Source organism: Candidatus Limnocylindrales bacterium, from assembly GCA_035559535.1.
In the GTDB taxonomy this organism is placed as follows: domain Bacteria; phylum Moduliflexota; class Moduliflexia; order Moduliflexales; family JAUQPW01; genus JAUQPW01.
On the sequence record DATMBG010000033.1, the window covers coordinates 127134 to 141062 of the forward strand.

Below are 13929 nucleotides of genomic sequence, written 5' to 3' on the forward strand. Positions count from 1 at the left end.
AAAGGTTTAATCCCGTCGGTATCCCAGGGCGTATTCCGCAATCAAAGCCCTGTGGAGTTGGTTTTGACCTTCTACGATCTGGAGGAACTTGGCGTCTCGGAAATATCTCCCCACATTATACTCAGAGGAACACCCATAAGCACCGTGAATTTGAACGGCATATTCGGCAGCGTGCATGGCCACATCGGTTGCGTACATTTTTGCAATGGATGCTTCCCGCCGAACCCGGGCATGCCCTTTGTCTTTCAAATGGGCTAAACGATAGGTCAGATATCGGGCGCTTTCGACCCCTACGACCATATCCGTAATCATGGATTGAACCAGTTGGAATCGTCCGATGGGTTGATCGAAGACAATACGTTGTTGGGCGTAAGCCACCGATTCGTCCAGACAGGCCTGAGTTAAACCCACGGCGCGAGCAGCAACTCCCAGACGGCCATTTTCTACGGCACACATGGCCACTTTAAAGCCCTCACCTTCTTTTCCCACCAGGTTTTCAGCCGGAACCTCTACCTCCTCTAAGATCAATTGACCGGTCGAAAGAGGTCGGAAACCTACTTTGTTCTTCTCCGGCTTTACACTGACGCCGGGCCAGTGTTTTTCTACAATAAAGGCACAAATTCCCTTGGACTTGAGCTTTTTATCCAGGGTTGCAAAGGTAAGAAAAAACGCGGCTTCATTAAGCATGCTGATCCAGGCCTTACGACCGTTGATGATATAACGATCCCCTTTCTTGACCACGGTAGTTTCCATAGCGGCCACATCGGTCCCAGAATGGGGTTCTGTAACCCCGGTTCCGGCAAAACATTCCCCTCGAGCCAATGGAACCAAATACTTTTGCTTCTGTTCTTCCGTTCCATAGGTAAGAATACCGGAACCCGCAAGTCCACTGGGTAAAGAGAGGATTGCGCCCATGGTTTGACAAACCCGGGCGATTTCTTCGATGATGAGGGTAAAGGAAAGATAATCCAATCCGGCTCCTCCATACTTCTCCGGGATTACCCCTCCCGTAAACCCCAGAGAAGCCGCTTTTTTTACAATCTCCATGGGAAAGCGTTCTTCAGCATCATATTGGTTCACATAAGGCGCAATTTCCTTTTTAGCAAAATCATAGGCAATTTGTTTCAGATTTTGTTGCTCCGGCGTAAGATCGAAGTCCATACTTTAATATCCAAACTACACCTTTACATTTTTATCCTTAAAGGACTGTGAAAATATGGAAGTGTGGGAGTATGGAAGTACGGAAGTGTGGGAGTATAGGAGAATATACCCCTCTACCCCCATACTCCCACACTTCCATACTTTTGACCCCTTCAGGGATAAACCTTTTAAAATTGCAAAGGTATAGTCTTTTATTATTTAACAAACTGTTTATACTGCACGAGGGCTTTCATAGCCTTGACGCCTGTTTCCGGGACCGAGTATACTGGGATCCGGTGATTCATGAGATGCGCGATACCCTGTTGGGCTAAGGACTTGGCGATAGTCCATACGACCAGGATGGGTTTTTCTCTATTTTGTCGGACAGCTTCTACAATTCCACAGGCCAATTCAGAGGCAATAGGCTCTCGCAGGGTGGTCAACAGGACGATAATCCCATCGATATGGGGATCTTCCAAGACTGCCTGGAGGGTTTGTTGATAGAGGTTTGGATGAGCCAGAACCTGGGCTGTCACATCGACGGGGTTTTGAGCAGAACCAAAAGGAGGAATAATCTGTTGAATTTTACTTACCACTTCTTCGGAAAGTTGAGGTACTTCTAAGCCGGCTTCGATACAGGCATCTGCCATAAGACTACAGGCGCCACCAGAAGTGGAAACAATTCCAATGCGTTTTCCTTGAGGGAGGGGTTGCCAGGTCAAAGCCAGGGCTATATCAAAAAGATCCATTACCTGATAAACCCGGATCATTCCCAACTTTTTGAAGATAGCTTCGTAGACCCGGTCATTTCCTGCTAAAACTCCCGTGTGAGATTTCACGGCCATCCCGCCCAGTTCTGTACGACCGTTCTTAAACACGACGACCGGTTTTCCTGCTTCTAAAGCCTTTCTTCCGGCTCGCTGGAATTTGGGCCCATCTTGAACCCCTTCCAGGAAGAGGACGATGGTTCGGGTATGGGAATCTTGGGTCAGGTATTCTAAATAGTCCGCGGTTTCCAGATCGGCTTCATTACCGGAAGCAATAAAGTAACTAAACCCAACTCCCTGCTCCAAAAGGCGACTTAACAGGGATCCACCCAAGGCGCCACTTTGAGTAATAAAGGCAATCTCTCCGGGTGGAATCGAATCCGTTTGCATGGCCATACTGAAATTGGCAAAAACATGAGCTGCCGTATTCACGATCCCCATGGCGTTAGGACCACAAAACCGAATCCCGGCGATCCTAGCTGCTTCAAGCAGATTCCTCTGGAGAGCTTCACCGGAGTCTCCCGCTTCGGCATAACCGGAAGCATACACAATAGCCGACTTAACCCCTTTTTCCCCGCATTCCTGGAGAATACCCGGAATAGCCCCGGCAGGAACCACCAAACAGGCTAAATCTACCGGCTCAGGGACTTCCCGAATAGAGGGATAGCAGGGTAGTCCCTGTAAATGGGTTTCCTTGGGATTTACCGGATAAAGTCTACCTTGAAACTCATGTTGGAGGAGATTCGTGAAAAGTCGCTCTCCTAAACTTCCAGGGTTCCTGGAAGCTCCAATTACGGCAATGGATCGGGGATTTAATAACGCGTCTAAGGCCTTCTGTCCACTATCTCTTGAAACCCAGGTCCATGCCTTATCACCTGTCCACCGGGGCCTGCTTAAAATAATTCTGGCATCAAGAGCCAGAGAACCCTTTCCGGATTCCCGAACCAGAACCGGATTAAGATCCATCTCTTGAATCTCTTCCAGATCTTCGACCAAACGGGAGACTTTTAAAAGGGTTTCCACCAGGGACTCTAGATCCAAAGGAGGTTCCCCCCGGTAACCTTTTAAAAGAGGACTTCCTCTAATTTCACCGATCATGGTCCAGGCTTCTTCCCGTGAAAGGGGAGAAGCCCGCAGGGTAGTATCCTGGAAGATCTCAACCCAAATACCCCCCAGGCCGAAAAGGATAAAAGGACCAAAAACCGGATCCCGTCTGACTCCGATAAGCACTTCTCGACCCTGAGAAATCATCTCTTGGATCAGGACCCCTTGAATTTCAGCCTGTGGGGCAAATGTCTGGGCATTAACCAGGATCTCCTGGTAAGCTGCCTGTAGCTCCTGGAGAGAAGTAATCCCTAATTTAACCCCCTGTACCTCCGTTTTGTGAAGGATATGGGGAGAGACAATTTTCAGAACCGCCGGGAATCCTATTTCCTCAACAGCCTGTAAAAGCTTAACCGGTAACTTTTCTGTTGAATAAGGAACAAATACCTGCTGGGGAATAGAAACTCCATATCCCTCCAAGATTTCCTTTGATTCTACTTCTGTAAGAACTTTTCGACTCTGGCTCAGCGCCAGGTCTATAATTTGTTTCGCTCTGTCTTTTCCGACCAAAATTCTCCCTTACCCGTTTTGGTTCCCGTACTTTTCAACCCGAAGCACAGGAATGGGTTGATAATCTATTCGTAACAGACTACCTTTCAGATGCAACATCTATATGACCGATCAATGGGTTATAGCTGGAGTGCCCGAGGGCACTTTACACCTTGACTTACCCGGCATCAGGAACCTTCTGTACCAAATACCGGAGACCCGGGGTAAAAGATCATTTGTAATACGGCAAGAGTTTTTGGACTTCCGGTCCCTTTGCAATGACCTCCTTACCTATCATTTCATATTTCCCCGTTTTGTCCACCACTTCAGAGACTTTGACAAGTCTGGCCTCGGTTTCTCCTTTATCCAATTGAGGATAGCAGGCCAGAAATCGAATAATCCGGAATTGACCGTCTTTTCGTTCTACTTTGGGTTCTTCTAATTTCCAGGCCTGATAAGTCTGTTCATCCACCACCAGGAATTTCTGGTTTGGACTTGTCTTTCTTTGAAGAGTCCGGCAGTGACTATCTTTAAATAAAAAGCCATAGGACTCGGAGGTGAAGAAATTGACCAGAGCAAGGGCTTCTTTTTCATCCCGGACTTCTTCTATGACTTGAGAGAGGTCCTGGATGGTTTCGATTTTGATCTCCTGATCTCCTTTCTTTGCAGTGAGCCAGGAACAGGCCTGGATAGGTTTACATCCTTCCTCCGTCTGAATGAAAAGCGAGTAACCTTCCTTAAGTTTCACGGGAAATTGAGTCTTTAACTCTTCATTTAGACGTGTAGTGACCATACCCATAAAAAATGGAAAAAGAATCATGCTGAATATAAAAGTTTTCATCTAAGCAAGCTCCTTTTTAGGTTTAAAGGTTATATACAGGATTTCAGGGCATTCTGTCAAAAATTTTTTAAGCCTGTGTAATATTTTGTAAAGTTAATTCTGGATTATTCCTCTTCTCCCCTCACCCCCGGCCCTCATAGGCACCAGGTTAAAGTGCCCCTACCCTGTCCCTCTCCCGTTTCACAGGGGAGGGAACTTCGCTTCAAAGTACCTTCCCCTGCAAAGCGGGGGAAGGTTAGCAGGTTAAGCGTCTCGTTTGACATTAAGGGGGCCCTCTCAGGGATCTCACTCTTATCCTGGCGCGTATACCCCCGGTCCCTCTCCCACAAGGGAGAAATAAGAAGATCTCCTGGCTGGCTTCCGATGAACCCCTTCTCCTGAATGTAGGGATGGGGGGCCCCTCATCCCTACAGGAAAGGGGGGGCTTGGGGAGTCGATCTGGATTTCAATATTTATTTGGTATTACTTCCTTTTCCATTGAACAGTTCGTGTAAACCGTAAAGGTCTGGAAGCCACAAAGATTATTTTTGCCCTGAGTCTCCTCTATCTTTATCTTTGCTAAGGTATTCAACAAGATATCCCATGAACTTGCATCCCGTATAGGGAGACCTTTGATTTTTTGCTTGACTCTCCTACTCCCTAAAGATAAGTTTACTTCTGATTTGGTTCGCTTAGCGCGGATTGAACCAGTTGGGGAATTACGCTAAGGCAAATTAACTGTTTTTTTTTCGACCCATTCTCCAAATTCTTGCGAGGATCAGATAGACTTTGTGAATGAGTATGTTTAGCTTTGAGTTATTGGTGAACGCAGTGGTCACAGGAATTCTGCTGGGAGGATTTTACGCAACCATCAGCATGGGACTTTCCCTCTCCTTTGGATTGCTGGACATTGCCAATATTGCCCATCCGGTTTTCGCCATTCTTAGTGGGTACGGGGTTTATACACTTAATACTAGGATGGGTATGGATCCCATCCTGGCCGGTTTTTTGTTGGCGCCTATTTTTTATGGATTTGGATGGATTCTCTATCGAGGATATTACCATTTTTTCGAAAAGAAAGGGGAACAGTCCTTGCGAGGACTGGTATTCTTTTTTGGTATCCTTTTTTTGATTGAAGTAAGTTTATTGTTGACCTATGGAGTGGATTACAGGCTGGTGGAGTCCAGATACACCGGTCAATCGGTACATATTGGCATTCTGGGTATCCCCTTACGCCTGCTCTTTCCTTTTATTGTCGGATTACTTATTACAGTGGTTTTGTATCTTTTTCTGTCCCGAACATTTTTGGGCCGGATCATCCGGGGGGTGTCTCAGGATAGTACGGCGGTCAGGTTGATGGGTGCAAATCCGATGGCCGTTAAATCTATTGCCTTCGGGCTTTCCATCGCAATTGCCTGTATTGCCGGAGCTCTTATGATCATCATGAATCCTATAGAACCCTCTTCCGGTAGAGAGTTCATAGGAAGAGCATTTGCCGTAGTCGTTTTAGGTGGTATGGGAAGCATAGGGGGTACCTGGGTTGCTGCCATGATCCTGGGCATAATCGAGAGTCTTACCTCGACATTTTACGGCCCGGCCTGGGCCCTGGCGGTTTCGTTCAGCATCCTCTTGCTGGTGCTGGCGATCAAGCCATCGGGACTTTTTGGGAGGTGATTTTTGAAAAAATTAGCTGTACCGATTCTCATCGTTTGTCTAACAGTCGGCATGGCCGTACCGCTGATCTTTCACCTGGCTTATTTCTATTTCGCTGCTTATGTAATCTTGCAATATATCATTCTGTCGACGGCGTGGAATATCCTGGGAGGGTATACGGGATATGTAAATTTTGGTGTAGGAGCTTTTTTTGCTCTGGGAGCTTACACGGCGGCGATGTTAATTCTGAATCTCAAAACGAGCTTACCCGTTGCACTGATTTTTGGGGGGTTTGTATCGGCCATCCTGGGTATGGGCATCGGATGTCTCACGTTGAGATTGCGGGGTGTTTTTTTCGCCATCGCAACCCTGGCTCTGGCCGTTGTCCTTGAGACGGTTATCGTAAGTACACCGGCCTTGGGAGGAGCAAGGGGCCTGTATGTACATCGACCAAAACCTGTAGCCCCCTTTTCTACCTATCCAGAGTTTCTATACCTGCTCATGGTGCTATTAGCCCTGTTGACCATCTTTATCGCGCGATACATCGAACGATCCTGGATCGGTAGAGGGCTTACGGCGATCCGGGATAATGAAGAGGCTGCAGAATGCCTGGGTGTTCCGGTGTTTAAACTGAAACTGTTAGCGGCTACGATAAGTGGATTTTTTATGGGAGTCGCCGGTGCACCGTTTCCTTACTATATCACTTATCTGGAACCCCGGAGTACCATGGGAATGGATGTAACGGTTAACAGTCTGGCCATGGCTTTGATCGGCGGTACAACCACCTGGTCTGGACCGGTTATCGGGGCTTTACTATTAGGCACCTTACAGCAAGCCGTCACCGTAACCGTCTCCTCGGTCTTTAACCTGCTGATTGTAGGCCTTCTACTCGTTGGATTTGTTATTCTGGCCCCCGACGGTATCGTAGGACTCATCAGACGTTACCGGAAAAAGATTCTTTAGCTGGGAGGACATCGGGGAAGTATAAGAGTATGGGGGTATGGGGGTATGGGAGTATGGAAGTGTGGAAGAATAAGTACTTATACCCCCATACTCCCATACCCCCACACTTCCATACTAGTACGGGCGTAGGGGCGTAAGGCCTTACGCCCCTACTGTTTTGGTAGCAAATTAATGTCGGTACCACTTCTAGAAGTAGAAAAAATTTCCAAACGGTTTGGAGGTTTTCAGGCCCTGAGGGAGGTTTCCTTACATATTTATATAGGCGAGAGAGTTGGTTTAATCGGGCCGAACGGTTCGGGAAAGTCTACCTTAATCGGTATCATTTCCGGGCTTCAAGCCTGTGATAGGGGCAAAGTGTTTTTTCATAGACAAGAGATTACCACATGGCCGGCTTACCGGAGGGCCCGACTGGGAATTGCCAGAAGTTTTCAGATTCCCAGGCCCTTCCCAAGTATGACCGTTCTGGATAATGTATGCATACCCCTTGAGTATGCGACCCATGAAAAATCCTCACAATCCCAGGTAGTAGACGAGGCCCAGCAGATTCTTCAGCGGGTTGGGTTGATCTCAAAGAGGAATGTAAAATCCACCGAATTGACTCAAATTGATCTGCGAAGGTTAGAACTGGCCCGAGCGCTGGCGATTAAACCAAAACTACTCCTGTTAGATGAAGTCATGGCCGGATTGTCTACCGGGGAAGTAGACGAACTTCTTGGACTTCTTTACGAGCTAAATCGGCAAGGTATTGCCGTCGTGATGGTTGAACATATCATGAGAGCGGTCATGGGATTTTCCCAGAGGGTAGTAGTTCTCAATGCCGGAAGTAAGATTGCAGAAGGGACGCCGGAAGAAATTGTGAAAATTGAAGAGGTGGAGAGGATCTATCTTGGCGAGTAGATTAGTTATAAAAGATATCTATGCCGGTTATGGAGCGGTCCAGGTCTTGCATGGTATATCCCTGGTGTTAAATGAGGGAGAGATGGTGGTTCTCCTGGGTACCAATGGTAATGGCAAAACTACCCTGATTCACTGCATAATGGGTCTAGTGGTTCCCAACCTGGGTGAAATATATCTGGAACTGAACGGTCAACCTATGGAGTTAACGGGCAGATCCCCGGAAGAGATTGTAAATTTAGGAATCTCTCTGGTTCCCGAAGGGAGAAGGCTGTTCTCGAAACTGACCGTCGAAGAAAACTTGCTGGTTGGGGCCTATCGTAAAGAAGCCCGTAAAAGTTTACGCCAAAATCTGGCCTTTTGCTTTGAAACTTTCCCTATTTTAGCAGAACGCAGGCATCAATTGGCGGGTACTTTAAGTGGAGGAGAGCAGCAAATGCTGGCCATAGCCAGAGCTCTCATGGCTCAGCCACGCATTCTCCTGGTGGATGAACCCTCTATTGGATTAGCACCTGTCTGGGTCAGTCGAGTAATTGCAAAAATCAAGGAGCTCCAGGAGCGGTATGGGTTAACAGTTTTGATGGCCGAGCAAAACTTTCATCAGGCAGCAAAAGTAGCAGATCGGGGCTACCTCCTCATTGAAGGGAAAATTGAACTTGAGGGTCTTAATCCTGAAGAACTGGGCAAACACGAGCTTGTGAAAAAATACTATTTAGGGGTCTAATCGTTAGAGGATTAAGGATTCCCGGTCGGGTTTGGATTTATGAAGTACCATTAAACACCATCAAGATGCCTTCTAAAACTCCTCCTGCGATGGCTCGGGCTTTTTCTGAGATGGTATAGCAATGTTCCAGAATTCCCCTGGGATCAATATCCCCCACTTTAATTCCCTGGGGAACCTGGATTCCTTCCCGAATAAGTCCCCGAAGGACTCCTGGAATCTGGGCTTTTACGGGAGTTTGACCGACATATAGAACCGTTTCTCCGGCTTTTACCCTATCTCCGATCTTTCTCATGTGCAGAGTCCTTCCAGGTCCTGGGGCCCTTAATACCCGTTCAGAAGTATATCCACCAATGACCCCGGGAACTCCCGTATCTGCTTCGGCACAACCCTTCAAGATTAACCGCCCGAGGTGATGGCCCCGATTGGTTTCCACTACCATGTGAACATCCTCACCAGCCCGGAAACCGGGACCCAAACCTATAACCAGAGGGGCATCGGATAGATGGGTTCCGAGATTTTTTTTTGCCAGTATAGCATCGATCAAAACATCTGGTTTTAGATCCGCCTTGATAGAGGCGACCGGATCTATTAGAACGGGAATAGCTTCCCTTTCCCATTCCTGAAAAATCTTTTCTAAAGAGTCGACATATCTGGCTATAATCCCCTCGACTTCTTTTTCCCCCTCGTAGATGGCTTCACTAAAAGAAACTTCTCGCCGGACTGCCAGAGGTTGTGGGATTTCGGTTATACAAACCTTAAAATGAGCCCGAGCCAATCGATGCGCAACGCCCGTTGCCATTTCGCCACCGCCCCGGATTAAAATTTTCAGATCTAAGGGCATTTTTCCTCTAAGAGTAGCGGTATACCTGGTCATGTCCTCGAACGCAGACCACTTTACCTTCTTTAAGGTAGACCCGTGGAACTCTGCGACCGATGGAGCAGACAACTTCGTAGGGAATCGTTCCTATCCAGGCAGCTACCTCAGTAGCTGTGATTTGGTCAGTTTCTTGATTTCCCAGCAAAACAACTTCATCTCCCACCCTTACCTGGGGAATTCTGGATACATCCACCATGCAGAAGTCCATACAAACCCGGCCTATAATGGGACATCTCCTCCCTTGAATTAAGACTTCTCCCTTGTTGGATAAAAACCGACTGTATCCATCTCCGTATCCTACCGGTAGGGTAGCAATGAGGCTTTCTTGAGAAGTTATAAAACTCCTTCCATAGCTGATAGGGGTTCCTGGGGAAACTCTTTTAAGGAATACCACTTCGGTTTTAAATTTCATGACCGGCTTTAATGGAAGTACAGAAGCCAGGTCTGGGGAGGGGGGAATTCCGTACAAAGCAATGCCGGGTCTTACCATATTAAAAATGGGGGTCAGTCCCCCGGTGACCCCTTCAAACTGCTTCATCTGGTCGCTAACCAGTGCATTTAGCAGGCCGGCACTATTAGAGATGTGATAAAATGGTATCGGATAGCCCGCTTTTTTGACCTGATGGTAAATTTGATAGAACCGATGGATCTGAATTTTGACAAATTCATCTTCAGGTTCATCGGCTGTAGCAAAATGGGTTGCCAGACCTTCCAGTTCTATTCCAGGATATGTAAAAAGGATTTCGAGAAAACCGAGGGCTTCTGTGTAGGGAACGCCCAGGCGTCCCATGCCGGTATCGACTTCAACATGGACTTTTACAATTCTCTCCTTTTGAATGGCCTGATGAGAAAGGGCCTGTACAGTTTTTAAGTCAAAAACAAAGGGGGTTAGCCGATAAGTAATAACCTGGGAGACCTGTCGGTCCACTATTCCACCCAAGATCACAATGGGGTTCTGAAGGCCAGCTTCTCGTAGTTCTATTCCTTCTTCAAGGGTTGCTACGGCTAATTTCTTGGCTCCCGCCTGAATTAATTCACGGGCAACAGGTAAAACCCCGTGGCCATAGGCATCTGCTTTAATAACCGGTAAGATTTCAACCTGGTTTCCTACATGATTCCGGAGGAGGAAAAAGTTATAGATCAGACCTTCCAGATCAACTTCAACAAAGGTAGGACGCAAAGCCAAAGAGGGAAGAACGGGAAAATAGGAGAGCAAGTAGTTGTTCTCCTGTTCTCCCATTCTCCCTCTCCTCTTATTTTTTTATATTTTTTTAGGTTATTTTAAAAAGGTTGTCCTTCATTCCGGTGAGAAGTCTCTAGATTTTCGAACCGTGTGTACTCTTTGATAAAGGCCAGTTGAACAGTCCCGACAGGGCCGTTTCGTTGTTTACCGATGATAATTTCGGCGATACCTTCTTGTTCTTCGGGATCATAGGCATCGGGACGGTAGATAAAGAGGACCACGTCGGAGTCCTGTTCCAGGGAACCGCTCTCACGAAGGTCTGATAATTGGGGTTTTCGGTCCGATCGGGTTTCTACAGCCCGGCTTAGCTGGGAGAGTGCAATAACGGGGACGTTCAATTCCTTGGCCAGGGCTTTTAAAGATCGGGAGATTTCCGTAACTTCCTGCTGACGATTTTCATGTCGCCTCGTGGATCGTACCAATTGAAGGTAATCGACAATAATCAATCCGAGGCCACGCTCCGCTTTAAGTCGTCGGGCTTTGGCTCGCATTTCTAGAACAGAGATCGCGGGAGTATCATCAATATAAATAGGTGCTGCCGAAAGGGTTTCTGCTGCAGCCGAAAGGCGCGGCCAATCTTCTCGAGATACATAACCAGTTCGAACCCGATGAGAATCTACCCGAGCCTCTGCACATAACAGACGAATTCCCAATTGTTCCTTAGACATTTCCAGGCTAAAAATCGCAGTAGGAATCCTTTCCCTTACGCCAACATGCTGTGCGATATTCAGACAAAAGGAAGACTTTCCCATAGCAGGCCGGGCCGCCACAATAATCAGATCGGAGGGTTGTAATCCCGAGGTAAGCCGGTCTAACTCAATGAATCCCGTGGGGATACCGGTAATAAATCCCTTCTTATCGTAAAGACTTTCAATGGTTTTAAAACTCTCTTTGATAACTTCCTTCAGGGGAGAAAATCCTTCTCGAATTCGGGTTTCAGAGATCTCAAAAATCAGCCGTTCGGCATCTTCCACTAATTGGTCGATCTCTTCCGACTCGTCATAACAACGCGTAGTAATTTGAATAGCCGCCTGAAGCAACCGTCGCGCAACGGATTTTTCATGGACGATCCGGGCATGAAATTCTACATTGGCAGCCGTAGGAACTACATCCACCAGGGCTGCAATATACGGAGGGCCTCCCACCTCGTCTAATTGTCCGCGCCGTTCTAATTCGTTTTTTAGGGTGAGAAAATCGATAACCTCTTCCCGCTCCGAAAGGGTAATCATGCACTCGAAAATTTTACTATGGGAAGGATGATAGAAATCTTCCGGTCTGAGGAGCTCTAATGCTTTATAAAGGGCTTCGTTATCGATTAAAATAGCTCCCAAAACAGATTGCTCTGCATCCAGATCATGGGGTGGGAGCTTTTCAAAGGTCTTTTTAGCGACTTTGTCCATAACCACATAATACGTAACGTATAATACCTAACATCATGGAACTAAAGAAAAACAAAGGAGGGAGACTCGCTGGATGAAAGTTATAAAGGCGTAAGATGTTCTACTTGTGAATCAGGTCTTTAATAATGCCGAAGGGGGGACTCGAACCCCCACGAGTTTCCTCGCCACCCCCTCAAGATGGTGTGTCTACCAATTCCACCACTTCGGCATATCTTAACCTTTATCATCCTATTTACAGTAACAGAATAATGCGTAGATCGGTTTCTGTCAATAAAAATGTAACAGTTAGGAGTCCGGGGGGGGCCGCAAGTTAGAGATTAGAATAAAAGTAGAAACTAACCTGGAGACTTCGGAGAAAGATTTTTTATCCCAACCTTCAATGCGTAACCTCTACACTTGTCTCGGACTTCAGTTCCCAATAAAACCCTTGACTTTTAAACTAAGTTAGCTAATTCTTAAAGAAATCGAAAATTTTTCATCCGAAAGGCAAGGTCCAGGTTTTTGCCTTTTGTTTTGACTGTAAGTCACAAAGAGGAGGAGCTTGATATGCCTGTTGTTACCATATCCAAAGAATTTGGTGCAGGGGGAACCGATATCGGAAGAAGGGTAGCCGAACTATTGGGGTTCGATCTGTTTGATAAAGAATTAATTTATGAAATTGCGTTAAGAGTGGGAGTAGATGAGAAACTTGTAGAAGAGTTTGACCAGGAACGTCACAGTGATCGGAAAGCATTTATCTCTAAATTTTTTGATCTTCACCCTATCGAGAATATACTGAATTACCTGGAAAGTTATATCGACAGACAAAAACGGAAGGAATTGGAAGAAAAACTGAATCGACCGGTAACCCCTTTCGATACCACAGGATGCTTTGATTCAGAAATCTATGCTAAGATGATGCGAGAACTTATGCATAGACTGGCTGCCCGGGAAAAAGGGGTTGTTATTATAGGTCGTGGTGGGCAATGTATCCTTCAAGATTTTCCAAAGACCCTCCATGTGCGGATCGTAGCTCCTCTTGAGTTTAGAATTCAGCGGGTTATGGAGTTAAAAAACTTGGGCCGTGAGGAAGCCGAGAACCTTATCTATGAAGTCGACCTGAACAGTTCGGATTATATCCGACACTATCATGATGCCTATATTTCAGATCCTACCCTCTATCATCTCGTTCTTAATACTGCAAAATTGGGCCTTGATCACTCTGCCCAAACTATTTTGTGGATATGGAAACAAATTTTTTGAAACTTTTTTGCTTTCCTCTCATCTCTTAAATTGGAAAATGCTTTTTGAAAACCTTAATTTCTGGAGTAAAGAGATAGTTGATTGATCTTGTCAGCAAGGCCAAACAAGATGATGTAAACGCATTTCACGAACTATATAAACTTTTTGGAAAAGACATCTACAATTTTGTATATCGGTTGACGGGGTCTAAAGAAGATGCGGAGGATTTAACCCAAGAAACCTTTGTAAAGGCTTTCCAAGATCTTAAAAACTTAAGAGATGATAGCCGATTTAAATCCTGGCTTTTCAGTATTGCCAGAAACGAAGTATATCAAAAGGCACGACGACATGGATCTCGGGTTAAACCCTTGGAGGAGGAAGCTATTCAAATACCCAGCACAGAAAAAACCCCGGAAGAAGCCTACTTACATGGAGAATTAAGTGATGTTGTTCAATCGGCCCTGGATTCGCTTCCTTTAAAATTAAAAACCGTACTTATATTGGCGGCTATTCAAAATCATAGCTACCAGGAAATTGCAGAGATTGTAGGACGCTCCGTTCCTGCAGTCAAAACAGATATTCACCGGGCTCGACTTAAAGTTCGAGAGCATATTAAAAAGTATTTAAATTAACG

Annotated in this window: 12 protein-coding genes and 1 tRNA gene; 6 read left to right on the forward strand and 7 right to left on the reverse strand. The window is 46.2% G+C overall.

The annotated features are described in order from the left end of the window. Positions 1-6 precede the first annotated feature (6 nt). From VNM22_11010 to VNM22_11020, 3 genes are all read right to left on the reverse strand, one after another. Positions 7-1161 (reverse strand): acyl-CoA dehydrogenase family protein, encoded by a 1155-nt coding sequence (locus VNM22_11010; protein HWP47681.1) that lies wholly within the window; start codon positions 1159-1161, stop codon positions 7-9. 194 nt (positions 1162-1355) lie between these two features. After that, complete coding sequence (locus VNM22_11015; protein HWP47682.1) at positions 1356-3521, reverse strand: acetate--CoA ligase family protein; 2166 nt, start codon at positions 3519-3521, stop codon at positions 1356-1358. Between the two features lie 211 nt (positions 3522-3732). Beyond that, positions 3733-4341 (reverse strand): hypothetical protein, encoded by a 609-nt coding sequence (locus tag VNM22_11020; protein HWP47683.1) that lies wholly within the window; start codon positions 4339-4341, stop codon positions 3733-3735. 780 nt (positions 4342-5121) lie between these two features. Here VNM22_11020 and VNM22_11025 point away from each other — a divergent pair. The 4 genes from VNM22_11025 (at position 5122) to VNM22_11040 (ending at position 8554) form a co-directional block, all read left to right on the forward strand. After that, on the forward strand, positions 5122-5994 hold the full coding sequence (locus VNM22_11025) for a branched-chain amino acid ABC transporter permease (protein HWP47684.1): 873 nt from the start codon (positions 5122-5124) through the stop codon (positions 5992-5994). A gap of 3 nt (positions 5995-5997) precedes the next feature. Further along, positions 5998-6936, forward strand: coding sequence for a branched-chain amino acid ABC transporter permease (locus VNM22_11030; protein ID HWP47685.1), 939 nt, complete (start codon positions 5998-6000; stop codon positions 6934-6936). Between the two features lie 171 nt (positions 6937-7107). After that, on the forward strand, positions 7108-7833 hold the full coding sequence (locus VNM22_11035) for an ABC transporter ATP-binding protein (GenBank protein ID HWP47686.1): 726 nt from the start codon (positions 7108-7110) through the stop codon (positions 7831-7833). Then, a complete protein-coding gene (locus VNM22_11040; GenBank protein HWP47687.1) occupies positions 7823-8554 on the forward strand; it encodes an ABC transporter ATP-binding protein in 732 nt (243 codons plus the stop codon). Before VNM22_11035 ends, VNM22_11040 begins: the two co-directional genes overlap by 11 nt. A 37-nt stretch (positions 8555-8591) precedes the next feature. Here VNM22_11040 and yqeB read toward each other — a convergent pair whose 3' ends face one another. The 4 genes from yqeB to VNM22_11060 all read right to left on the reverse strand — a co-directional run bounded on the left by yqeB (position 8592) and on the right by VNM22_11060 (position 12282). Next, positions 8592-9395 carry a selenium-dependent molybdenum cofactor biosynthesis protein YqeB gene (gene yqeB, locus VNM22_11045; GenBank protein ID HWP47688.1) on the reverse strand — a complete coding sequence of 268 codons (804 nt, stop codon included), beginning with the start codon at positions 9393-9395 and terminating at the stop codon, positions 8592-8594. Between the two features lie 7 nt (positions 9396-9402). Further along, a complete protein-coding gene (alr, locus tag VNM22_11050; GenBank protein HWP47689.1) occupies positions 9403-10671 on the reverse strand; it encodes an alanine racemase in 1269 nt (422 codons plus the stop codon). Between the two features lie 41 nt (positions 10672-10712). Continuing rightward, positions 10713-12074 (reverse strand): replicative DNA helicase, encoded by a 1362-nt coding sequence (gene dnaB, locus VNM22_11055; GenBank protein HWP47690.1) that lies wholly within the window; start codon positions 12072-12074, stop codon positions 10713-10715. Positions 12075-12200: 126 nt separating this feature from the next. After that, positions 12201-12282 (reverse strand) — tRNA-Leu (locus VNM22_11060). A gap of 338 nt (positions 12283-12620) precedes the next feature. On the opposite strand from VNM22_11060, the gene VNM22_11065 reads away from it, so the two are divergent. Then, positions 12621-13316, forward strand: a complete 696-nt coding sequence (locus VNM22_11065; GenBank protein HWP47691.1) for a cytidylate kinase-like family protein — start codon at positions 12621-12623, stop codon at positions 13314-13316. A gap of 77 nt (positions 13317-13393) precedes the next feature. After that, positions 13394-13927 (forward strand): RNA polymerase sigma factor, encoded by a 534-nt coding sequence (locus VNM22_11070; protein ID HWP47692.1) that lies wholly within the window; start codon positions 13394-13396, stop codon positions 13925-13927. The last annotated feature ends 2 nt before the right edge of the window (positions 13928-13929 follow it).